Source organism: Agromyces albus, from assembly GCF_030815405.1.
GTDB lineage: Bacteria > Actinomycetota > Actinomycetes > Actinomycetales > Microbacteriaceae > Agromyces > Agromyces albus_A.
The window spans coordinates 1780759-1802378 of the sequence record NZ_JAUSWX010000001.1 but is presented as its reverse complement, the minus strand read 5'-3'; the positions used below and the strand labels follow the sequence as shown (position 1 = coordinate 1802378).

Genomic DNA, 21620 nt, shown 5'->3' with positions numbered 1-21620 from the left:
TTCCTTCCGGCTCTCAGCCGACGGCGTCGAAGAGCGTGGCGATGTTCGCCCGGGGCTCGGTGAGCGTGAGCGTGAGCACGGGCCGGCCGTGCTCGGCGAGCACGCTCGCGTCGCCCGACGCCTGTGCGGCGATCAGCTGACCGAAGGTGAACGGGCGCTCGGGAATCTCGAGGTCGTCGTCGGCGGCCTGCGTGATCTGCAGGAACACGCCGACGGCGGGGCCGCCCTTGTGGAACTGCCCGGTCGAGTGCAGGAACCTCGGGCCCCAGCCGAACGTCACCGGGCGGCCGGACCGCGCGGCGAGCGCGTCGCGGAGGCGCGCGAGCTCGGGATGTGCGACGCGGTCGACGTAGGCCTGCACCGAGATGTAGCCGTTCGCCGGCAGCTCTTCGAGCAGCACGTCGATCGCCGAGACGAGATCGCTCGCCGCGCCGATGACTTCGGGAGTGCCGCGCACCTCGATGCCGTCGGCGACGAACGCCGCCGGGGCAGGCTCGGGCCGCGAGTCGAGAAGTCCGCGAGCGGCGATCTTCGCCGACTCGACGTCGGGCTGGTCGAAGGGGTTGATGCCGAGGATGCGGCCCGCGACGACGGTCGCGTACTCCCAGACGAGCAACTGCGCGCCGAGCGTGCCCGAGACGCGGATCTCTCCGGAGTCGTCGTGGCCGAAGACCTGGTCGCCCGCATCGCGGACGAGCCGCACGACCTGGAGGTCGGGGAGGTCGGCGCCGAGTTCGGGCGCGTCGACGTCGAGCACGACGGGCAGGATGCCGGTGCCGTTCTTTCCCGTCGACTCGGCGATGAGCTGCTCGGCCCAATCGGCGAATCCGACGATGTGGGTGCCGTCGGAGATGATACCGAGCTTGTCGCGGAGCGGTGCCGTTGCGGCCATCGCGGCTCCGAGCACGAGGCCCGGATTGTCCTCGGTGTCGACGGCGAGCGAGAGCTCGATCGTCTCGGCCTCGTCGAGGAGCTCGGAGATGTCGACGCCGGCGAGCCCTGACGGCACGAGGCCGAACGCTGTGAGCGCCGAGTAGCGCCCGCCGACGTTGGGGTCGGCGTTGAACACGCGGTATCCCGCAGCGCGGGCCGATTCGTCGAGCGGCGAGCCGGGGTCGGTGACCACGATGATGCGCGAGACGGGGTCGATGCCGGCATCGCGGAACGCCTGCTCGTAGACCCGGCGCTGGCTGTCGGTCTCGACGGTCGAACCCGACTTCGACGAGACGACGAGGGCGGATGACGCGAGCCGGTCGGCGAGCGCAGCGCGCACCTGCCCGGGTTCGGTCGAGTCGAGCACCGTGAGGGGCACCCCGCTCGTGCGGGTGATGACCTCTGGGGCGAGCGACGAACCGCCCATGCCGGCGAGGACGATGTGGTCGACGCCGTCGGCGCGGAGGCTGTCGCGAAGCGCGAGGATCTCGGGAACGAGCGGCCGCGAGATCGCGACGGCCTCGGTCCAGCCGAGCCGCTTCGAAGCCTCCTCTTCGGCCTCGGGCCCCCAGAGTGCGGCGTCGAGTCCGGTGATGCCGCTCGCGAAGTAGTCGGCCACGAGCCCGGGGACGGTGGCGCGCACGGCGTCGGCCGCGGCCCCGCTCACGGAGATGCGGAAGCTCATGCTGCTGCCTCCAGGGCACCGCGCACGGTGTCGAGCAGTTCGTTCCACGAGACGATGAACTTCTCGACGCCCTCGCGCTCGAGGAGCGCGGTGACGTCGTCGTAGTCGACGCCGACGCGAGCGAGCGCGTCGAGCACGGCGCCGGCATCGGCGTAGGCGCCGGTCACGGTGTCGCCGACGATCTCGCCGTGGTCGAAGGTGGCTTCGAGGGTCTTCTCGGGCATCGTGTTGACGACGCCCTGGGCGACGAGCTCGGTGACGTAGAGGGTGTCGGAGAGCGACGGGTCCTTCACACCGGTCGAGGCCCACAGCGGGCGCTGACGGTTCGCGCCGGCGTCGAGCAATGCGGTGGCACGCTCGTCGGCGAAGACCTGCTCGTAGAGCTCGTAGGCGAGCCGCGCATTCGCGACGCCGGCCTTGCTCTTGAGCCCGAGGGCCTCATCGGTGCCGATCGCGACGAGTCGCTTGTCGATCTCGGTGTCGACGCGCGACACGAAGAACGAGGCCACGGAGTGGATGGTGCTGAGGTCGATGCCGGCGGCCTTCGCACGCTCGAGCCCTGTGAGGTACGCGTCGATGACCTCGCGGTAGCGGTCGAGGCTGAAGATCAGCGTGACGTTGACGCTGATGCCGGCGGCGATCGTCTCGGTGATCGCGTCGAGCCCTGCGAGCGTCGCGGGGATCTTGATCATGACGTTGGGCCGGTCGACCTTCGCCCACAGTTCCTTCGCCTGCTCGATGGTCGCGGCCGTGTCGTGGGCGGAGGCCGGGGGCGACCTCGATCGAGACGCGACCGTCGTATCCGCCGGTGCGGTCGTAGACGGGGCGGAAGTGCTCGGCGGCGTCGCGCACGTCGTCGGTCGTGATCTCGAAGACCGCGGTGTCGACGTCGGCGCCTGCGGCGGAGAGCGCGTGCAGCTGCTCGGCGTAGGCGGCGCCGTTCGCGAGCGCACCGGCGAAGATCGTCGGGTTGGTGGTCACGCCGACGACGTCACGCTCGGCGATGAGCCGCTCGAGTCCGCCGGAGACGATGCGTTGACGCGACAGGTCGTCGAGCCAGATGCTGACGCCGGCCTCTGAGAGCGCGGCGGTGGGGGTGTTGCTTGACATGAGGGTGTTTCTCCTTCGTGCTCGCGTCAGGACGCGAGCGATTCCTTCGCGGCGGCGACGACGGCTTCTGTCGTGATGCCGAACTCGCGGAACAGGGTCTTGTAGTCGGCGGATGCGCCGAAGTGATCGATCGAGACGCTGCGGCCCCGGTCGCCGACGTAGCGCTGCCAGGTGAGCGCGATGCCGGCCTCGACCGACACTCGAGCCGTCACGGCGGCGGGCAGCACCGAATCGCGGTACGCGGCATCCTGCTCCTCGAACCATTCGAGGCTCGGCGCGGAGACCACTCGGGCCTCGATGCCGTCTGCAGCGAGCTCGTCTCGCGCGCCGAGTGCGAGCTGCACCTCGGAACCCGTGGCGATGAGGATGACGTCGGGCGTGCCCGACGGTGCGTCGGCGAGCACGTAGGCGCCCTTGGTGAGGTTCGAGGCGGCGGCGAGGGTGTCGCCGGATGCCGCGCCGTCGCCGCGCTCGAACACCGGGATGTTCTGGCGCGTGAGGGCGATGCCGACGGGGGCGTCGCGACGCTTCAGGATCTCGAGCCACGCTTGCGCGACCTCGTTCGCGTCGGCCGGTCGCACCACGGTGAAGCCGGGGATCGCGCGGAGCGTCGCGAGCTGCTCGATGGGCTGGTGCGTCGGGCCGTCTTCGCCGAGCGCGACGGAGTCGTGCGTCCAGACGAAGATCGAGGGCACCTTCATGAGCGCGGCCAGGCGAACGGCCGGGCGCATGTAGTCGCTGAAGATGAGGAACGTGCCGCCGAACGCGCGCGTCTTGCCGTGCAGGACGATGCCGTTGAGGATCGCGCCCATCGCGTGCTCGCGGATGCCGAAGTGCAGCACACGCCCGTAGGGGTTGCCCGCGAACTCGTGCGTCGACCACTCGGAGGGGATGAACGAGGGCGCGCCGTTGATCGTCGTGAGGTTCGACTCGGCGAGGTCGGCCGAGCCGCCCCAGAACTCGGGGAGCGCGCCGGCGAGGGCGTTGATGACCTTGCCGGATGCTGCACGGGTCGACACCTCGGTGCCGCCCTCGAAGCTCGGCAGCACCGATTCGATGTCGGCGGGAAGCTCTCCGGCCTCGAGTCGGTCGAGCAGTGCCTTGCGGTCGGGGTTCGCCTCGGCCCACTCGTCGAAGGAGCGCTGCCATTCGGCGCGTGCCGCTGCGCCACGCTCACCCGCACGACGCGTGTGCTCGAGCACCTCGGCGTCGACGACGAAGTTCAGCTCGGGGTCGAAGCCGAGCACCTCCTTCGTCGCGGCGAGCTCGGCGGCGCCGAGCGCCGATCCGTGGATCTTGCCGGAGTTCTGCTTGCCCGGGCTCGGCCAGCCGATGATCGTCTTCAGGATGATGATGGAGGGCTTCGACGTCTCGCCCTTCGCGGCCGCGATCGCGGCGTCGAGCGCGGGCACGTCTTCGACATACTCGCCGGTGCCTTTCCAGTCGACGGTCTGCACGTGCCATCCGTAGGACGCATACCGCTCGGCCACGTTCTCGGTGAAGGCGATGTTCGTGTCGTCTTCGATCGAGATCTGGTTCGAGTCGTAGATGACGACGAGGTTGCCGAGCTGCTGGTGGCCGGCGAGCGAGGATGCCTCGCTCGTCACGCCCTCCTGCAGGTCGCCGTCGCCGGCGATGACGTACACGAAGTGGTCGAACGGGCTCGTGCCGGGGGCTGCCTCGGGGTCGAAGAGACCGCGCTCGAAGCGAGCGGCGTAGGCGAAGCCGACGGCCGAGGCGAGGCCCTGGCCGAGGGGGCCGGTGGTGATCTCGACGCCCGCGGTGTGACCGTACTCGGGGTGGCCGGGCGTCTTCGAGCCCCACGTGCGCAGCGACTCGAGGTCGCTGAGCTCGAGGCCGTCGCCGGCGAGGTAGAGCTGCACGTACTGGGTGAGTGAGCTGTGGCCCGCCGAGAGCACGAAGCGGTCGCGACCAAGCCAGTCGTGGTCGGCCGGGTCACGGCGCATGACCTTCTGGAAGAGCAGGTAGGCGGCGGGAGCGAGGCTCATCGCCGTGCCGGGGTGACCATTGCCGACCTTCTCCACGGCGTCGGCCGCGAGGACGCGGGCGGTGTCGACCGCGCGGTCGTCGAGGGGTTCCCATTGCAGAGGTGCCACGAGGTGCTGTTCCTTCCGATCGTGACGGCGTCGGGCAACCGATCTGCCCCCGACCCGCCGAGGACGTTGCGGCGCGGTTCCGCCTGGCGAACAACCCGGTCGCAAGCCTCAACTGAACGGCGATTCCGGGTCACGCCGCCGGGCGCGCTTTCCTCAGTATATGGACTTGACGAGGCTCTGTGACGGGGCGTGACTTCACAGCGAGCGTCTGGGATTGTGAGGTTTCGGGCGTGCTCCGGAGCATCCGGATGACGCGCATGGCCTAGAATCGTCTGGGGTCGCGCGAGGTCCGCAGAAACCTGCCCGCGCGCCGGAAGAGGAACGATGCAGGCGACCGTAGACACCCGTGGCGCACGACCGGCGATGACCGCTCGGCGCAAGCTCGCCGCCTACCTCGCACTCACGAAGCCGCGCGTGATCGAGTTGCTGCTCGTGGTGACGGCGCCGACGATGATCCTCGCCCAGCAGGGGCTGCCCGACCTCTGGCTGCTGGTCGCGACCCTCATCGGTGGTGCGATGAGCGCGGGCTCGGCGGGTGCGTTCAACTGCTACATCGACCGCGACATCGATCGGCTCATGAAGCGGACGCGCGGTCGCCCGCTCGTCACCGGCGAATTGAGCGACCGAGAGGCGCTCGTCTTCGCCTACGCGCTCGGCGCCGCCTCGATCGCCTGGCTGTGGCTCTTCACGAACTGGCTCGCGGCGGTGCTCTCACTCGGGGCGATCCTGCTCTACGTCGTCTTCTACAGCCTCATCCTCAAGCGCCGCACCTCGCAGAACATCGTGTGGGGCGGGGTCGCGGGCTGCATGCCCGTGCTGATCGGCTGGGCAGCGGTCACCGGGAGCCTCGACTGGGCACCGTTCATCCTCTTCCTCATCATCTTCCTGTGGACCCCGCCGCACTACTGGCCGCTGTCGATGAAGTACAAAGACGACTACGCCGCCGCGGGGGTGCCGATGCTCGCCGTGGTGCGCGGCCGAGCGCAGGTCGGCCTCCAGGTCATCCTCTACGCGTGGGCCACGGTGGCCTGCTCGCTCCTGCTCATCCCGATCGCCGGCATGGGGCTCGTGTACTCCACGGTCGCGGTCGTCACGGGCGTGTGGTTCATCTCCGAGACGCATCGTCTCTACAGCCTCGCGATCCGGCACGAGCAGGTGTCGCCGATGCGCGTGTTCCACGGCTCGATCGCCTACCTGTCGCTCGTGTTCCTCGCGATCGGGATCGACCCGCTGCTCCCATTCTGAGTTCAGCCTCCGGATGCCGCTACCGCTGCTCGGGCACCCATGACGGCGCGGCGACGCCCGCGCCGGTCAGGTTGTCGCAGCGCACGAACTGGTTCCCGATCCGCGTGAGCTGGCAACGCTGCGCTGGACTGGACTGGACGATCGAGGCCGGTGGTGGCGTGTCCGGGCGTGCGCTGGCTGGACCCGCCGCCGCGAGCGAGAGGAACGCGGCGCCGGCCACGATGAAGACGCCGGTGCGGATGATCGATGGTGCGGGCATGATGGTGCCGCCTTTCGGATTGTGGTGGTGGGGCCACCATCCGCTCGGCGCGTCCGTGCCGCGTCGGGCATCGACCCTCAGATCCGTCTCGAAACCCCTGATTTGCGCGGGGTTCGGTGTCAGACTTGCCACGTGGCCGTGCCATCCGAGCCGTTGGACTCGGTATTCATCGGACGCGAACGGGAGCTCGGCAGCATCCGATCGCTGCTTCATCGCGCGGCGGGTGGGGAAGCGCAGGCGCTGGTCGTCTCCGGTGACGCGGGCGTCGGGAAGACCGCGCTCGTCGCGCGGGCCTGCGCGACGCTCCCGGACGCCTTCACTCTTGTCGGCACATGCCTGCCGCTGACGTCGATGTCCATACCGCTGCTTCCGATCCGTTCAGCCCTGCGCGGCTTCGGCCGCCCTGAGCCGGCACCGCCCGACTCGGTCGACACAGGAGAGGAGCGCGACTACGCCGTGCACTTCGACGCGTGGCTGGATGAGCTGTGCGAGCTCCAACACGTGACCTTCGTCATCGACGATCTCCAATGGGCAGATCGCAGCACGCTCGACACGCTCATGTACGTGTTGGCGGGCCCGGTGCGTCGGCGTCTCGCACTGGTGGCGACGATCCGTCGCGAAGAGGTCGGCGCGGGCCACCCGCTGCAGCGTTGGCTCGCGGACGTCCGTCGACTGCCCCGCGTCACCGAACTCGACCTCGATCCACTCGGCCGCCCGGAGACGGGGCAGCAGATCAGCGCATTGCTCGGCGCATCGGCGCATCAATCACTCATCGAGGATGTACACCGCCGAACGAGAGGGAACCCGTACTTCAACCGGCTGATCGTCGCTGGGCTCTTCCCGAACGCGCGGAACGTGTCGGAGACGTTCCCTTCGGACCTCAGATCTGCGGTCCTGCAGTCCTGGTACCGCCTTCCCGCTCCCACCCGGGAACTTGCGACGGTCCTGGCGGTCGGTGGCGCCGCCATGCACGCTGACGAGCTGGCCCGGGTCGTGGGCACGACCGAGGTCGACGAAGTCAGGGATCGGCTCCACGCCGCGGTGGACGCGGGGACTCTCGACCTGCAAGCCGACGGCGCGTTCTGGTTCCACCACCCGATGAACGTGGAGGTGCTGGAGGCCGTGCTCGCCCAGGACGAACGACGCGTGTGGCACGTGAGATTCGCGGAGCTACTCGAGGCTCGATTCACGAGCGGTTCGACCGACTTGGAGACCGTCGTGGCCATCGCGGACCACCGCTACCGCGCGGGCGACGCCCGCGCAGGGTATGACTGGGCACTCGTCGCGTCCGAGGCGATCGGCGTTTCAGGCGGCGCCGCCGAACGCCTCCGTCTGCTGCGGCGCGCCGTCACGCTGCGCCCAGAGCTGACGGACGTCGCGGTATCGCTCGACGACCTGCTTCGGAGACTTCGCTCGGCGGCCGCAGAAGTCGGCGCACATGCCGACGAATTGGACGCCGTCGAGCAGCTCCTCGACCGTACCGATCGGGCGACATCGCCGCTCGTCGCGTCCGAGCTCCTCGTGCGTCGCATGCACCTTCGCTTCTCGATGGGACTCTCGTTCATCGATCAAGCGGAGATGCGGGAGGCCGTTCGGCTCTCGCAGGTTGCGCCGTCGAGTTCCGAGTACGCACTTGCGTTGGCCGAGCTCGCACACGCCGAGTTGTGGCACGACAGCCCGGACGCGCATGAACACGCTCGCCGCGCTCTCGAGGTGGCACGTGCGTCAGGCGACACTCGTGCGCTCGCCTATGCACTCGGCGCGAACGCGATGGGCGCCGCTCAGGCGGGCGACGGCGCGAGGGCGGCGGCGTTCGCACGAGAGGGGATCGACTGCGCCATGCGCGTTCGCGACTGGTGGGCCTGCACGCACGCGGTGTTATGGGAGGGCAACGCACTGGACATGCGAGGTGCCGAGGGGTTCGCCGAGCTCCTCCGCCGGCGTCGAGAGCAGATGGAGACGCACGGCGCGCCGCATGCCTACCTCGCCTGGGTCTCCGCGAGCGAGGCCGCGGGCCGGATGGATGTCGGCTCGTGGCGAGAGTGCGAGGAATGCCTCCGGCTCGTGCTCGGCTCCGACCCGGGACCGTTGGCTGACGTGAGCGCGAGGCTGACGGCCGCCCGCCTCGCCACGTGGCAGGGACGCCAGAGCGAAGCGGAGAACCACCTCCAACGAGCCGACGAACTGATCGTGGCGGGCTCGCAGTTCCTCGCGTTCGAGTTCGCCACCGTGCGCGCGGAGGTGCGACTCGGCGCCGGCGACCCGGCGGGTGCGTTCCGCGCGGCGCTCGCTGGGGCATCGACCGAGGGGATCGCGCCGACGATGTGCGAATGGCTCATGCCGCTCGCGGCACGAGCGCTCGCCGACCAGGTGCAAGCCGCACGAGACGAAGGTCGTGCGGCGGCGGAGGTTCACGACGAGCTGGATGCACTCGTTGCGCGCTTCCCCCACGTGATCAGGGACATCGGACCGTCGACGGAACTGTGGGAGCACCAGATCGTCGCGCTCGACGCCATGTACGTGGCTGAGCGATTCCGCGCCCGCAGCGACCCCCGTCAAGCAGAGGCGTGGGTCACAGCAGTGACGGAGTGCGCGAGGGGCAACCTGCTCTGGGAGGAGGCGTACTCGACTTGGAGAGCGGCCGAGGCGCTCCTCGGTGGCCTACGTGATCGGTCGCGCGGCGCCGCGATGCTCCGCGACGGCCTCGCCCTCGCGGGGCGCCTGTGCGCCCGGCCGGTGGAGGAGGAATTGAGGGAGCTCGCGACCAGGGCGCGCATCGCTACAGCCGAGCCGGTCGCCGCGTCGTCGGTGGAGCCCGCGGCGTTGCACGGGTTCACCGCTCGGGAACGCGAGATCCTCGACCTCGTTGCCGTCGGTCGCACATATTCCGAGATTGCTCGCGCGTTGACGATCAGCGAGAAGACGGTGAGCTCCCACGTATCGCACCTGCTCGCGAAGACCGGCACCGCGAACCGGGTTGAGCTCGCCGGTCTCGTGCATCGAATCGCCCGGAACCGCTGATGGGCGCGCCCTCGGCCGCCGCTCGCCGATGGGCGACTCAGGTGCCGTTGGACGACTCGCCCGCGTCGAGCACCACGTCATTGGTGTGCGCCCCGTAGTACTCGGACTGCCGCCGCATGATCTCGCGCATGCCCGAGGGCGCCGGAGTGCCGTAGACGGTGCCCGTGAAGTCGAGACCGCGCTGGATCGCCCAGATCTCTTCGTGGCGCTCCGGAGGCAGGATGGTGGCGGGGTTGCCCACGGCGATCCACCCGATCGGGACGACCGATCCGGGCTCGACACGGCTGTTGACCTGCACGACGCCGTTGATCCGGACCTCGGCGCCGGTTCCGACGACCGCGCCGGGGAAGAGCGAAGCTCCGGTCGCGATGAACGCCTCCGATTCGACGATCGCGCCATTGACGTGCGTGTGCGGGCCGATCATGACGTCGTCGCCGACCACGGCAGGATGCGTCGCTCGGCCACGGATGAGCGCGTGCTCCATGATGACGACACGCGCACCGATCCGCACTTCGCCGTCCTCGGCGGTGAGCACGGCTCCGTGCAGGATGCGCGCGCCAGGCCCGACCGTCACGGCCCCCGAGAGCACCGCCGTGGGCGCGACGTACGCGGACGGGTCGACCTGCGGTCGGCCGCCTCGGTGTTCGATGCGCATGCTGGGTTCCCTTCCGTGCATCGAGGGGTGTCTCAGCGAGCGGATGCCGCGGCCGGCGTCTCCGACTGCGACTGCGGCGTGCCCACGGGACGCTTGATCCGCAGCACGACCACCGTCATCGCGGCGGCCGTGAGGGCGGCGAGCACCATGTGGACGCCGACGAGCAGGGGCGGCAGGCCCGAGCGGGCCTGGATGAGTCCGATTGTCACCTGCACGAGCTCGACCGCGAGGAGCGCGAGCGCCCAGCGCAGCGTCGGCAGGCGAAGTTGCCACGCTGCGGCGGCGAGTGCGAGCGTGAGGGCGAGGAGCGCATAGCCGGGCCAGGCGTGCACATGCTCGAGGAGCTCGGAGTCGAATCCGGTGCGACCGGCATCCGTGTCGCCGGAGTGGGGCCCGGAGCCGGTGGTGAGCACGCCGAAGACGATCGTGATCACGAGCACCGCGCTCGTCGCGTGCGTGAGCCCGGCGTACCAACCCGGCACGGCACGTTCGCGCGGCCCGGGGGACTGGTCCATGCGGGCGATGAACGCGGCCGAGACGCACACGAGCACGAGCGAGGAGACGTAGTGGAAGCCCACGATGAACGGGTTGAGGCCCGTCCACACGGTGATGCCGCCGACGATCGCCTGGGCGACGACCCCGGCGCCGACGATGAACGCGAGAGTGAAGAGGTCGCGCCGCTCGGCGCGGATGCGCCAGACGAGCACGAAGAGCACGAGGGCGATGATGCCGACGACGCCCGTCATCATGCGGTTCCCGAACTCGATGAGGCTGTGGTAGTCGAGCTCTTCGGTGGGCACGAGCGAGTCGGCCGTGCACGTCGGCCAGGTGGGGCAGCCGAGGCCCGAACCGGTCAGCCGCACGGCGCCGCCGGTGGCGATGATCATCGTCTCGGCGATGAACGAGAGCCATGCCACGAGGCGGACCTTGCCGTCGAGTCGATCTGGCAGCCACTCGCTGAGCCGATTCACGCTCGTTCGATCCTGATCCGGGCGCGCTGTGACGGTACTGGGAGTACTGACAGTACTGACCCACCGGCAGTGCGACCCTATAGACTTGAAGGGTTGGAGATTCCCGCGAGGCGCGCGACAACGCGCGATGCGGGTTCCCAGCCATCTTAGGTTCGCACTGGAGCCACCCGCACATCATCGCCCGATCCCGAGCACCTCGACTCGCGAGGGGAATGAGCCGGACTGATAACCGGTTGCACGGGAGGAGAAGAGGGAGAGCATGACGGACGTACTGATCGACCGCCCAGAACTTGCAGGACTCGGAGTCTACGAGTTCGGTTGGGCCGACTCCGACGCGGCCGGGGCATCTGCCCGCCGCGGCATCTCGCCCCAGGTGGTGGCCGACATCTCGGCGCTGAAGAGCGAGCCCGAATGGATGCTCCAGCGCCGGCAGCGCGCGCTGCAGCTCTTCGAGCGCAAGCCGATGCCCACGTGGGGTGCAGATCTCTCGGAGATCGACTTCGACAACATCAAGTACTTCGTGCGCTCCACCGAGAAGCAGGCCCAGACCTGGGAAGACCTGCCCGACGACATCAAGAACACCTACGAGAAGCTCGGCATCCCCGAGGCTGAGCGCCAGCGCCTCGTCGCGGGCGTCGCCGCCCAGTACGAGTCCGAGGTGGTCTACCACCAGATCAACGAAGAGCTCGAGCGTCAGGGCGTCATCTTCATGGACACCGACACGGCGCTTCGCGAGCACCCCGAGTTCTTCGAGGAGTACTTCGGGACCGTGATCCCCGCGGGCGACAACAAGTTCGCTGCGCTGAACACGGCCGTGTGGTCGGGCGGATCGTTCGTCTACGTGCCGCCGGGCGTGCACGTCGAGATCCCGCTGCAGGCCTACTTCCGCATCAACACCGAGAACATGGGCCAGTTCGAGCGCACGCTGATCATCGCCGACGAGGGCAGCTACGTGCACTACATCGAGGGCTGCACCGCCCCGATCTACAAGTCCGACTCGCTGCACTCGGCCGTCGTCGAGATCATCGTGAAGAAGAACGCCCGCGTTCGCTACACGACGATCCAGAACTGGTCGAACAACGTCTACAACCTCGTCACCAAGCGCGCCACCGCTGCCGAAGGCGCCACCATGGAGTGGATCGACGGCAACATCGGCTCGAAGGTCACGATGAAGTACCCATCGATCTTCCTCATGGGCGAGCACGCCAAGGGCGAGACGCTCTCGGTCGCGTTCGCGGGCCCGGGCCAGCATCAAGACGCCGGCGCGAAGATGATCCACATGGCGCCGTACACGCAGTCGTCGATCGTCTCGAAGTCGATCGCCCGCGGCGGCGGTCGTGCGGGGTACCGCGGTGAGGTCCGCATCGATGCCAACGCGCATCACTCGGCCAACACCGTGCGCTGCGACGCCCTCCTCGTCGACACCATCTCCCGGTCCGACACCTACCCCGCGATCGACATCCGCGTCGACGACGTGAAGCTCGGCCACGAGGCGACGGTCTCGAAAGTGAGCGAGGAGCAGCTCTTCTACCTGATGAGCCGCGGCCTGCCCGAAGACGAGGCGATGGCCATGATCGTGCGCGGCTTCATCGAACCGATCGCCCGCGAGCTCCCGATGGAGTACGCGATGGAACTCAACAAGCTCATCGAGATGGGCATGGAAGGATCGGTCGGTTAAGAATGGCCGCCGCAACGCAGAGCACAGCTATGCCCACCGCCGAGCAGCACGGTTTCCGACCGCACACCGACGGCCCCGTCGTGCCCGTCCAGACGCGATCCGAGCGATTCCGCTCCGTGAACGTCGACGACTTCGCGCAGGTCACCGGCCGCGAGCACGAGTGGAAGCTCTCGCCCGTCGCCACGTTCGCCGACCTCACCGGTGGCGAACTCGACGGCTCACGACTCGAGATCGAGGCGACGGATGCCGCGGGCGTGGAGGTCTCCTGGATTGACCGCGGCGACACACGCATCGGCCGCGCCGGCATCCCTGAGGAGCGGGCCGCCGCCAACGCGTGGAGCTCGTTCGACGAAGCGCTGCTCATCGCCGTCACCGGTGAAGACGAGAAGGTCGTCGCGGTCACCCGCTCCGGCCTCGGCGCCACGCCGCGCGCAGCGCACACGATCATCGAGGCGGCGCCGAACAGCCGCGGCCTCGTCGTGCTGCGCGGAATCGGCGACGCCCGGCTCTCGGAGAACGTCGAGATCATCGTCGGCGAAGGCGCGTTGCTCACCGTCGTCGCGCTCCAGGAGTGGAACGACGACGCGGTGCACCTCGCGAGCCACTTCGCCCGCCTCGACCGCGACGCGTTCCTCAAGCACATCGTCGTCTCGCTCGGCGGCAAGGTCGTGCGAGTGAATCCGTCGACCCACCTCGCCGAGCAGGGCTCCGACATCGAGGCGCTCGGCCTGTACTTCGCCGACGCCGGCCAGCACCTCGAGCAGCAGGTGTTCGTTCACCATGACGCCCCGCACACGCGCAGCCGCGTCACCTACAAGGGTGCGCTCCAGGGTCAGGGCGCCCGCACGGTGTGGATCGGCGACGTGCTCATCGGCAACGCGGCGGTCGGCACCGACAGCTACGAGCAGAACCGCAACCTCGTGCTCACCGACGGCACACGTGCCGACTCCGTGCCGAACCTCGAGATCGAGACCGGCGACATCGCCGGCGCCGGGCACGCGAGTGCGACCGGCCGATTCGACGACGAGCAGTTGTTCTACCTGATGGCGCGCGGCATCCGCGAAGACGAAGCGCGACGCCTCGTGGTGCGCGGCTTCCTCCTGGAGATCGTGCAGAAGATCGGCTCACCCGACCTCGAGGAGCGGCTGACTGCCGCGATCGAGTCTGAGCTCCTGGGGAGCTGACGTGGCATCCGTTCGCGTCTGCAGCATCGATGAGCTGGCCGTCGACCAGGCGGCCCGCTTCGTCATCGACGGAATCCCCATCGCGGTCGTGAAGGACTCGGCCGGCGACATCTTCGCGATCGGCGACACCTGCACGCACGGCGACATCTCGCTGGCCGAGGGGTTCGTCGAAGACGACACCCTCGAGTGCTGGGCGCACGGCTCCAAGTTCTCGCTCCGCACCGGCAAGCCACTCACCCTGCCCGCCTACGAACCGGTGCCGGTCTTCCGCGTCGAGCTCGTCGACGGCGGCGTCCACATCGATCCCTCGGTCACCCTGACCGTCTGACACAGCCTCCGGCCCGAGCGGCCGGCTACCGAAAGAGACCACACACGAACATGTCCGTTCTCGAGATCAAGAACCTGCACGTCAACGTCGAGACCGACCAAGGCACCCGCGAGATCCTCCGCGGCGTCGACCTGGTGATCAACGAGGGCGAGATCCACGCCGTCATGGGGCCGAACGGCTCCGGCAAGTCCACCCTCGCGTACACGATCGCCGGACACCCGAAGTACCAGGTCGTCCAGGGCGAGATCCTCCTCGACGGCGAGAACGTGCTCGAGATGTCGGTCGACGCTCGCGCTCGTGCCGGTCTCTTCCTCGCGATGCAGTATCCCGTGGAGATCCCGGGCGTGACGATCACGAACTTCCTCCGCACCGCGAAGACCGCGATCGACGGCGAAGCGCCGGCGATCCGCGGTTGGGTGAAAGACGTGCGGGAGTCGATGTCCGCCCTCAAGATGGACTCGGCCTTCGCCGAGCGCAACGTCAACGAGGGCTTCTCGGGCGGCGAGAAGAAGCGCAACGAGATCCTCCAGCTCGAGCTCCTGAAGCCGAGGTTCGCGGTGCTCGACGAGACCGACTCCGGCCTCGACGTCGATGCGCTGAAGATCGTCTCCGAGGGCGTCAACCGCGCGAAGGCCAACACGGGCCTCGGCATCCTCCTCATCACGCACTACACGCGCATCCTGCGCTACATCACGCCCGACTTCGTGCACGTGTTCGTCGCCGGCCGGATCGCCGAGCAGGGCGGCCCCGAACTCGCCGACCGTCTCGAGGACGAGGGCTACGACCGCTACCTCGAGCCCGCGGCGAAGTAGACTGCTGACATGGTCACCTCACTCGCTCCTGAGCGCTTCGACCAGGTCACCGAGGCGCTGAAAGACGTCATGGACCCTGAGCTCGGCGTCAACATCGTCGATCTCGGGCTCATCTACGACCTCGGCTGGGATGAGGAGAACGACGCCCTCATCATCCACATGACGCTCACGAGCGCCGGATGCCCCCTCACCGACGTCATCGAAGAGCAGACCGCCGAGGCACTCGACGGCACCGTCGACGCGTTCCGCATCAACTGGGTCTGGATGCCGCCGTGGGGTCCTGAGCGCATCACCGACGACGGACGCGACATGATGCGCGCCCTCGGCTTCGCGATCTGATCAACCGGCCAAGCCCCGTCGCCTGAGCAGCGGCTCGATCGCGGCATCCTGCCCGCGGAACTCCCGGTACGCCTCGAGCGGGTCCTTGCTGCCGCCGATCGCGAGCAGGTGGCCCCGGAACCGTTCGCCGTTCTCACGCGTTGCTCCGCCGTGCTCCTCGAACCACTCGATGGCGTCGGCGCCCGGCACCTCGCTCCAGATGTAGGAGTAGTAGCCGGCGTCGTAGCCGCCCGCGAAGACGTGCGCGAAGTACGTGCTCGCGTACCGGGGCGGAACGAGCGCGTCGTCGAGCCCCGCCGCGTGGAGCGCGGAGTGCTCGAACGCCTCGACATCCGTGACGAGGTCGTCGGCGGCCAGCCGGTGCCAGGCCTGGTCGAGCATTGCCGCAGCGAGGTACTCCGTCGTGGAGTAGCCCTCGTTGAAGCCGCGCGACTCGAGCAGGCGGTCGACGAGCTCTTGCGGCATCCGCTCGCCCGTCTGGTGATGCACGGCGTAGTTGCCGAGCACCTCGGGGCGGAGCATCCACATCTCGTTCACCTGGCTCGGGAACTCGACGAAGTCGCGATACACGTTCGTGCCGGCCTGCGACGGGTAGCTCACGCGCGCGAAGAGCCCGTGGAGTGCGTGGCCGAACTCGTGGAAGAGGGTCTCGGTCTCGTCGAACGTGAGCAGCGTCGGCTCGCCCGCAGCCGGCTTCGACACGTTGAGGTTGTTGACGACGACAGGAAGCGTGCCGGCGAGCGCGGACTGCTCGACGAGGGAGCTCATCCAGGCCCCGCCGCGTTTGGAGTCACGAGTGTACGGGTCGATGAGGTACATGCCGACGGGTGAGCCGTCGTCTTCGGTCACCTCGAAGATCCTGGTGTCGGCGTGGTACCCGATGAGATCGGTGCGCTCGCTGAACTGTACCCCGTAGAGCAGCGTCGCCGCGTGGAAGACGCCGTCGCGCAGCACGCGCTCGAACTCGAAGTACGGGCGCATCGCCTGCAGGTCGACGGCGTACCGCTCGGCGCGCACCTGCTCGGTCAGGAAGGCCCAGTCGGATGCCGTGACGGCACGTTGCCCGAGCTGCGCCGCTCGCGTTGCGAGATCGGCGGCCTCGCGGCGCGCATTGTCGGCGGCGATCGGCGCGAGGCGCTCGAGCAACGCGGCGACCGCCTCGGGCGTCCCCGCCGTCTCGTCGGCGGTGACCGCCGCCGCATGGTTCGGGAAGCCCAGGAGGCGTGCCCGCTCGGCGCGGAGGCGCACGAGCTCGAGGAGCGTCGCGCGCGTGTCGTGCTCGCCGCCGCGGCATCCGCGAGCCCGCGAGGCCGCGAGGAGCCGGTCGCGCACCTCGGGCGACTCCAGGTTCGCGAGCGCCGGTTGGCTCGTCGGTAACACGAGCGTGAGCAGCCAGCCGTCGAGGCCGCGGGCGCTCGCAGCCTCGCGCGCGGCCGACTTCGTGCCGGAATCGAGGCCCGCGAGCTCGGCCTCGTCGGCGAGGTGGAGCGCGAGGTCGTTCGTGTCGGCGAGCAGGTGCTGCTGGAACGCGGTCGTGAGCGTCGAGATGCGCTCGTTCAGCGCAGTCAGCCGTTCGCGCTCGGCCTCGTCGAGGGCGGCGCCCGCGAGGGTCGCCTCGCGGTGGTATCGCTCGAGCAGGTACGCCGACTCGGCATCGAGATCGAGTTCATCGGCAGCGGCGCGGAGGGTGTCGATGCGGGCGTACAGCCGCGGGTCGAGCCGGATCGCATCGCGGTGCGCCGACAACAGCGGCGCGAACTCCGACTCGATGGCGTCGATCGCGTCGTCGGAGTTCGCCGAGCTCGCATTCTCGAAGACGGGGAGCACTCGCCGCAGCAACTCGCCCGATCGCTCGAGCGCGACGATCGTGTTCGAGAAGGATGCCGGTTCGGTGCTGGCCGCGATCGCCTCGACCTCGTCGCGCTGCTCGCGCATGCCGATCGTGATCGCCTCGCGATAGTGCTCGGACCCGATGAGGGCGAACTGCGGAAGCAGGTACGGGAGCGGACTCGGTTCGAGGAACGGGTTCGTCTGATCGCCCATCCGTCAACCATAGTTCGTGTCGCGCGGCTCGCCCGGGAGCATAGGGTCGAGGTATGGACGAACACGCCCGGCCCGGCCCGGCTGCACCTCGAGACGCCTACACCCATGGCCATCACGAGAGCGTCCTTCGGATCCACTCCTGGCGCACAGTTGAGAACTCCGCCGCGTATCTCGTGCCCCACCTCAGGGAGGGTCTCCAGATCCTCGACGTCGGCAGCGGGCCGGGCACGATCTCGATCGACCTCGCCCGTCGGGTGCGGCCCGGCCGAGTCATCGGTGTCGACGCGTCGGAAGAGGTCGTCGCGAAGGCCAACGGCCTCGCTGAGAGCGAAGACGTGCACAACGTCGAGTTCCGGGCCGGCGATGCCTACGCGCTCGACTTCGACGACGACACGTTCGACGTCGTGCACGCACACCAGGTGCTGCAGCATCTCGGGCGACCGGTCGAGGCGCTGCGCGAGTTCCGGCGTGTGCTGAAGCCGGGCGGCATCGTCGCCGTTCGCGACGTCGACTACGGCGGCGTGATCTGGAGCCCCCCGTCAGCGGGCCTCACCCGGTGGCTGTCGCTCTACCACGACGTGCACGAATGGAACGGCGGCGAGCCCAATGCCGGTCGCCATCTGAAGCGGTGGGCGCGAGAGGCCGGGTTCTCCGACCTCGAGGCCGGCGGCACGACCTGGGTCTTCTCCTCAGCGCTCGAGCGTGAGTGGTGGGGCGGCTCTTGGGCCGAACGGGCGACCGAGTCGCAGTTCGCGGCGCACGCGATCGAGTCGGGTCACTCGAATCCTGAGGAGCTCCGCCAGATCGCCGAGGCGTGGCTCGATTGGGCGGCCGACGACGACGGATGGTTCCTCATGCCCCACGGCGAGATCATCGGCCGAGCCTGACGAGCGCGCGCTACCAGTCTTCGTCGACGTCGTGGGCGTCGACGATGGTGTCGCGCACGACGGTGCCGTCGTCGAGTTCGGCGATCGGTCGCCCCTCGAGCCAGGTGAGGGTCCAGTGACGGTCGGCGCCGTCGCCCGGGTGGGCCGCCTCCGCGGCGGCGATGCGGTCTCGGAGCTCCGCCGGAACGGATGCCGGCGGCTCAGCGCCGAACGCCCACCGCGTGCCGAGTCGCATCACGCGTCCATCTCGTAGGTCACCCAGCTCGTGCGCCGGGCGAGCTCGTCGTAGAGTCGCTGCGCCTCGTCGTTGTCGGCCGCCGTCGTCCAGGTCACGCCACCCGTGCCGAGGTCGGCGGCGCGAGCGTGCACGAACTCGATGAGCCCGCGCCCGATGCCGGCGCCGCGGTGCTCCTCATCGACGTAGAGGTCGTCGAGGTGGATGCCACGGGTCGCCCTGAGCGTGTCGGGTACGGCGCGGAACTGCGCGAGACCCACCGGCCGACCCTCGTCGTCGACCGCGAGCGCGGCTTCGAGCGGGTTGGCGTCGTCGCGTATCCAGTTCCACACGATGAGCGCCTTTGCGTCATCGAGTTCGGTGTCGTAGAAGTTGCAGTAGGCCTCGAAGAGCGGCAGCCAGCCGAAGAAGTCCTCATCACCGGCCATCCGGATCTCGTGCGTCATGGTTCCTCCTATTCCGACATGGTCTCGAAGACGACGTCGCGGACGTGGAACTCGTCGGCCTCGACGAAGTCGAGCTCTGCGATGCGTCCCACGGCCCGCAAGTCGGGTGCCGCCGCTTCGAGCAGGGCGATCGCCGCGGCGGGCGCCGCGATCGCGGCGCTCACGACCGGCGTCTTCTGCGATGCCTTGGCATCGGTCTTCGCGCGGCGGATGCCCGTGAGGGCGAGGCTCGCGAGTTCGAGGAGCTCGACGCCCGCTTCGCCGCGCGCGGCGAGTTCATCATCGGTCGGCCAGGGAGCGGTGTGCACCGAGGTCGAGTTGGACCAGCGCCAGGCCTCCTCGGTCGCGAAGGGGATGACCGGGGCGAAGAGTCGGAGCAGCACGCTGAGCGCGGTCTTCAGCGCGGCGACCGCCGAGGCCTGCTCGGGGCTCGGCGCGCCGTAGGCGCGCTCTTTCACGAGTTCGAGGTAGTCGTCGCAGAACGTCCAGAAGAACGTCTCGGCGGACTCGAGCGCGCGAGCGTGGTCGTAGGCGTCGAGCGCCCGCGTGGCGCGGTCGACGACGTCGCTCAGCTCGGCGAGCATGCTGCGGTCGACGGGCACGGTGACCGGGGCATCCGCCGATCCCTCGAAGCCCAGGATGAACTTCGCCGCGTTCAGCACCTTGATCGACAGTCGCCGGCCGATCTTCACCTGCGTCGGGTTCTGCGGATCGAACGCGGCATCGGTGCCGAGGCGCGAGGATGCCGCCCAGTAGCGCACCGCGTCGGAGCCGTGCTGCTCGAGCAGGGCCGCCGGAGTGACGACGTTGCCCTTCGACTTCGACATCTTCTTGCGGTCGGGGTCGACGATGAATCCCGAGATCGCCGCGTTGGACCACGGCGCGACGCCGTGCTCGAGCTCGGCGCGAAGCGTCGTCGAGAACAGCCACGTGCGGATGATGTCTTGACCCTGCGGGCGCAGCGAGTATGGGAAGACGAGCTCGAAGAGCTCGGGGTCGCGCTCCCACCCGCCCGCCAGCTGCGGGGTGAGCGACGAGGTCGCCCACGTGTCCATGACGTCGTGCTCGCCGACGAAGCCGCCGGGAACCCCGCGCTGTGCCTCGTCGAAGCCGGGAGCCGCTGCCGACGACGGATCGACGGGGAGCATCTCACGGGTCGCGACGATCGGCTCGTCGAAGAGCGGCTCGCCGGCCTCGTCGAGCGGGTACCAGACAGGGATCGGCACGCCGAAGAAGCGCTGCCGGGAGACGAGCCAGTCGCCGGAGAGGCCGCCCACCCAGTTCTCGTAGCGCACTCGCATGAAGTCGGGACGCCAGTCGATCTCTCGCCCGTGGCTGAGCAGGCGGGACCGGAGCTCTTCGTCGCGCGCGCCGTTGCGGAGGTACCACTGGCGGGTCGAGACGATCTCGAGCGGCCGGTCGCCCTTCTCGTAGAACTTGACCGGGTGGGTGATCGCCTTCGGCTCGCCGAGGAGGTCGCCCGAAACGCGGAGGCGCTCGACCACGGCCTGGCGAGCGGAGAAGGCGGTCTTGCCAGCCAGTTCGGCGAAGGCCGCGCGGCCCGCCTCTGACGTGATCGCGTCCGGGGTGTCGGCGATGATGCGACCGTCGAAGCCGACGATCGCGCGGTTCGGCAGTTCGAGCTCACGCCACCAGACCACGTCGGTGATGTCGCCGAACGTGCAGATCATCGCGATGCCGGTGCCCTTGTCTTTTTGGGCGAGATGGTGCGCCACGATCGGCACCTCGACGCCGAAGACCGGCGTCGTGACCGTGGTGCCGAAGAGCTGCTGGTAGCGCTCGTCGTCGGGGTGGGCCACAAGCGCCACGCAGGCCGGGATGAGCTCTGGGCGACTCGTCTCGATCTCGATGCCATCGCCGTCGGCTCGCCCGAAGGTCACCCGGTGGTAGTGCCCGGGCTGCTCGCGGTCTTCGAGCTCGGCCTGGGCGACGGCGGTGCGGAAGGTGACGTCCCAGAGCGTCGGGGCGAGTGCCTGGTAGGCCTCGCCGCGTTCGACGTTGCGCACGAAGGCGAGCTGCGACGCGAAGATCGACTCGTCGCCGATCGTGCGGTAGGTCTGGGTCCAGTCGACCGAGAGGCCGAGCATGCGCCAGACCGCCTCGAACTGCTGTTCGTCTTCGACGGTGAGGCGCTCGCACAGCTCGATGAAGTTGCGCCGGCTGATCGGCACCTGATCGGCGGCCTTGCTGCTCTTGCCGTCGCCGCCCTCGAACGGCGGCACGAAGCCCGCGACGTAGGGCAGGGTCGGGTCGCAGCGTACGCCGTAGTAGTTCTGCACGCGCCGCTCGGTGGGCAGGCCGTTGTCGTCCCAGCCCATCGGGTAGAACACGCTCTTGCCACGCATGCGCTGGAACCGCGCGACGACGTCAGTGTGCGTGTACGAGAAGACGTGGCCGATGTGCAGCGAACCCGACGCCGTGGGCGGGGGAGTGTCGATGGAGTAGATCTGCTCGCGAGTCGCCGATTCGCGGTCGAAGCGGTAGATGCCCTCACGCTCCCATGCGTCTCCCCAGACGGATTCGAGGCCCTCGAGAGCGGGCTTGTCGGGAATGCGCGGGGTGTCGGTCATGATGCTCCGGTTCGATATCGGCGGCACCGTGTCTGTGGTGAGGTGCCTGATTGTGACGATCCAGCCTAGCGGAGACCCTCG

At 68.9% G+C, this 21620-nt stretch carries 17 protein-coding genes and 1 pseudogene; 8 read left to right on the top strand and 10 right to left on the bottom strand.

Annotated elements, in window-relative coordinates; genetic code table 11:
• Positions 1 to 13: 13 nt before the first annotated feature.
• The 3 genes and pseudogenes from QFZ29_RS08470 to tkt form a co-directional block, all read right to left on the bottom strand.
• Positions 14 to 1618, bottom strand: a complete 1605-nt coding sequence (locus tag QFZ29_RS08470) for a glucose-6-phosphate isomerase (RefSeq protein WP_306893719.1) — start codon at positions 1616 to 1618, stop codon at positions 14 to 16.
• Positions 1615 to 2728, bottom strand: a pseudogene (gene tal / locus QFZ29_RS08465) (transaldolase). Before tal ends, QFZ29_RS08470 begins: the two are co-directional and overlap by 4 nt.
• A gap of 26 nt (positions 2729 to 2754) precedes the next feature.
• Positions 2755 to 4845: a transketolase gene (gene tkt, locus QFZ29_RS08460; protein WP_306893718.1), complete on the bottom strand. Its 2091-nt coding sequence runs from the start codon at positions 4843 to 4845 to the stop codon at positions 2755 to 2757.
• A gap of 324 nt (positions 4846 to 5169) precedes the next feature.
• Between tkt and QFZ29_RS08455 the strand changes: the two genes are divergently transcribed.
• Positions 5170 to 6090: a heme o synthase gene (locus tag QFZ29_RS08455; RefSeq protein ID WP_306893717.1), complete on the top strand. Its 921-nt coding sequence runs from the start codon at positions 5170 to 5172 to the stop codon at positions 6088 to 6090.
• 19 nt (positions 6091 to 6109) lie between these two features.
• Here QFZ29_RS08455 and QFZ29_RS08450 read toward each other — a convergent pair whose 3' ends face one another.
• Entirely contained in the window at positions 6110 to 6481 is a 372-nt protein-coding gene (locus tag QFZ29_RS08450; protein ID WP_306893716.1) for a hypothetical protein, read from the bottom strand.
• Here QFZ29_RS08450 and QFZ29_RS08445 point away from each other — a divergent pair, their 5' ends adjacent.
• A complete protein-coding gene (locus QFZ29_RS08445; protein ID WP_306893715.1) occupies positions 6482 to 9370 on the top strand; it encodes a helix-turn-helix transcriptional regulator in 2889 nt (962 codons plus the stop codon).
• A 37-nt stretch (positions 9371 to 9407) separates the two neighbouring features.
• On the opposite strand, the gene QFZ29_RS08440 is transcribed toward QFZ29_RS08445, so the two are convergent.
• Together QFZ29_RS08440 and QFZ29_RS08435 are read right to left on the bottom strand one after the other, a co-directional pair.
• The gene (locus tag QFZ29_RS08440; RefSeq protein WP_306893714.1) at positions 9408 to 10025 is read right to left on the bottom strand and encodes a gamma carbonic anhydrase family protein; all 618 of its coding nucleotides are present in this window, start codon (positions 10023 to 10025) and stop codon (positions 9408 to 9410) included.
• A 32-nt stretch (positions 10026 to 10057) separates the two neighbouring features.
• On the bottom strand, positions 10058 to 10996 hold the full coding sequence (locus tag QFZ29_RS08435; RefSeq protein WP_306893713.1) for a COX15/CtaA family protein: 939 nt from the start codon (positions 10994 to 10996) through the stop codon (positions 10058 to 10060).
• 259 nt (positions 10997 to 11255) lie between these two features.
• Between QFZ29_RS08435 and sufB the strand changes: the two genes are divergently transcribed.
• The 5 genes from sufB to QFZ29_RS08410 are packed head-to-tail and all read left to right on the top strand — an operon-like array spanning position 11256 to position 15337.
• Complete coding sequence (sufB, locus tag QFZ29_RS08430) at positions 11256 to 12674, top strand: Fe-S cluster assembly protein SufB (RefSeq protein ID WP_306893712.1); 1419 nt, start codon at positions 11256 to 11258, stop codon at positions 12672 to 12674.
• 29 nt (positions 12675 to 12703) lie between these two features.
• Positions 12704 to 13858, top strand: a complete 1155-nt coding sequence (gene sufD, locus QFZ29_RS08425; protein WP_306893711.1) for a Fe-S cluster assembly protein SufD — start codon at positions 12704 to 12706, stop codon at positions 13856 to 13858.
• 1 nt (position 13859) lies between these two features.
• Positions 13860 to 14186 (top strand): non-heme iron oxygenase ferredoxin subunit, encoded by a 327-nt coding sequence (locus QFZ29_RS08420; RefSeq protein ID WP_306893710.1) that lies wholly within the window; start codon positions 13860 to 13862, stop codon positions 14184 to 14186.
• A 50-nt stretch (positions 14187 to 14236) separates the two neighbouring features.
• Entirely contained in the window at positions 14237 to 14998 is a 762-nt protein-coding gene (sufC, locus tag QFZ29_RS08415; protein ID WP_129521183.1) for a Fe-S cluster assembly ATPase SufC, read from the top strand.
• 9 nt (positions 14999 to 15007) lie between these two features.
• Entirely contained in the window at positions 15008 to 15337 is a 330-nt protein-coding gene (locus tag QFZ29_RS08410; RefSeq protein ID WP_129521182.1) for a metal-sulfur cluster assembly factor, read from the top strand.
• Here the strand turns inward: QFZ29_RS08410 and QFZ29_RS08405 are convergent, their stop codons facing one another.
• Positions 15338 to 17380: a M3 family metallopeptidase gene (locus QFZ29_RS08405; protein ID WP_306893709.1), complete on the bottom strand. Its 2043-nt coding sequence runs from the start codon at positions 17378 to 17380 to the stop codon at positions 15338 to 15340.
• A 53-nt stretch (positions 17381 to 17433) separates the two neighbouring features.
• On the opposite strand from QFZ29_RS08405, the gene QFZ29_RS08400 reads away from it, so the two are divergent.
• Entirely contained in the window at positions 17434 to 18267 is an 834-nt protein-coding gene (locus tag QFZ29_RS08400; RefSeq protein ID WP_306893708.1) for a methyltransferase domain-containing protein, read from the top strand.
• 10 nt (positions 18268 to 18277) lie between these two features.
• Here QFZ29_RS08400 and QFZ29_RS08395 read toward each other — a convergent pair whose 3' ends face one another.
• The 3 genes from QFZ29_RS08395 to valS are packed head-to-tail and all read right to left on the bottom strand — an operon-like array spanning position 18278 to position 21539.
• On the bottom strand, positions 18278 to 18502 hold the full coding sequence (locus QFZ29_RS08395) for a hypothetical protein (protein WP_306893707.1): 225 nt from the start codon (positions 18500 to 18502) through the stop codon (positions 18278 to 18280).
• Positions 18502 to 18948 carry a GNAT family N-acetyltransferase gene (locus QFZ29_RS08390; protein ID WP_306893706.1) on the bottom strand — a complete coding sequence of 149 codons (447 nt, stop codon included), beginning with the start codon at positions 18946 to 18948 and terminating at the stop codon, positions 18502 to 18504. Before QFZ29_RS08390 ends, QFZ29_RS08395 begins: the two co-directional genes overlap by 1 nt.
• An 8-nt stretch (positions 18949 to 18956) precedes the next feature.
• Positions 18957 to 21539 (bottom strand): valine--tRNA ligase, encoded by a 2583-nt coding sequence (gene valS / locus QFZ29_RS08385; protein ID WP_306893705.1) that lies wholly within the window; start codon positions 21537 to 21539, stop codon positions 18957 to 18959.
• Positions 21540 to 21620: the final 81 nt, after the last annotated feature.

What these genes read in the sequence shown, in the direction of transcription:
- QFZ29_RS08405 (WP_306893709.1), bottom strand. Translation starts at nt 17,380, where the DNA reads ATGGGCGATCAGACGAACCCGTTCCTCGAACCGAGTCCGCTCCCGTAC.
- QFZ29_RS08470 (WP_306893719.1), bottom strand. Translation starts at nt 1,618, where the DNA reads ATGAGCTTCCGCATCTCCGTGAGCGGGGCCGCGGCCGACGCCGTGCGC.
- QFZ29_RS08455 (WP_306893717.1), top strand. Translation starts at nt 5,170, where the DNA reads ATGCAGGCGACCGTAGACACCCGTGGCGCACGACCGGCGATGACCGCT.
- QFZ29_RS08395 (WP_306893707.1), bottom strand. Translation starts at nt 18,502, where the DNA reads ATGCGACTCGGCACGCGGTGGGCGTTCGGCGCTGAGCCGCCGGCATCC.
- QFZ29_RS08400 (WP_306893708.1), top strand. Translation starts at nt 17,434, where the DNA reads ATGGACGAACACGCCCGGCCCGGCCCGGCTGCACCTCGAGACGCCTAC.
- QFZ29_RS08390 (WP_306893706.1), bottom strand. Translation starts at nt 18,948, where the DNA reads ATGACGCACGAGATCCGGATGGCCGGTGATGAGGACTTCTTCGGCTGG.
- valS (WP_306893705.1), bottom strand. Translation starts at nt 21,539, where the DNA reads ATGACCGACACCCCGCGCATTCCCGACAAGCCCGCTCTCGAGGGCCTC.
- sufD (WP_306893711.1), top strand. Translation starts at nt 12,704, where the DNA reads ATGCCCACCGCCGAGCAGCACGGTTTCCGACCGCACACCGACGGCCCC.
- sufC (WP_129521183.1), top strand. Translation starts at nt 14,237, where the DNA reads ATGTCCGTTCTCGAGATCAAGAACCTGCACGTCAACGTCGAGACCGAC.
- QFZ29_RS08410 (WP_129521182.1), top strand. Translation starts at nt 15,008, where the DNA reads ATGGTCACCTCACTCGCTCCTGAGCGCTTCGACCAGGTCACCGAGGCG.
- QFZ29_RS08440 (WP_306893714.1), bottom strand. Translation starts at nt 10,025, where the DNA reads ATGCGCATCGAACACCGAGGCGGCCGACCGCAGGTCGACCCGTCCGCG.
- sufB (WP_306893712.1), top strand. Translation starts at nt 11,256, where the DNA reads ATGACGGACGTACTGATCGACCGCCCAGAACTTGCAGGACTCGGAGTC.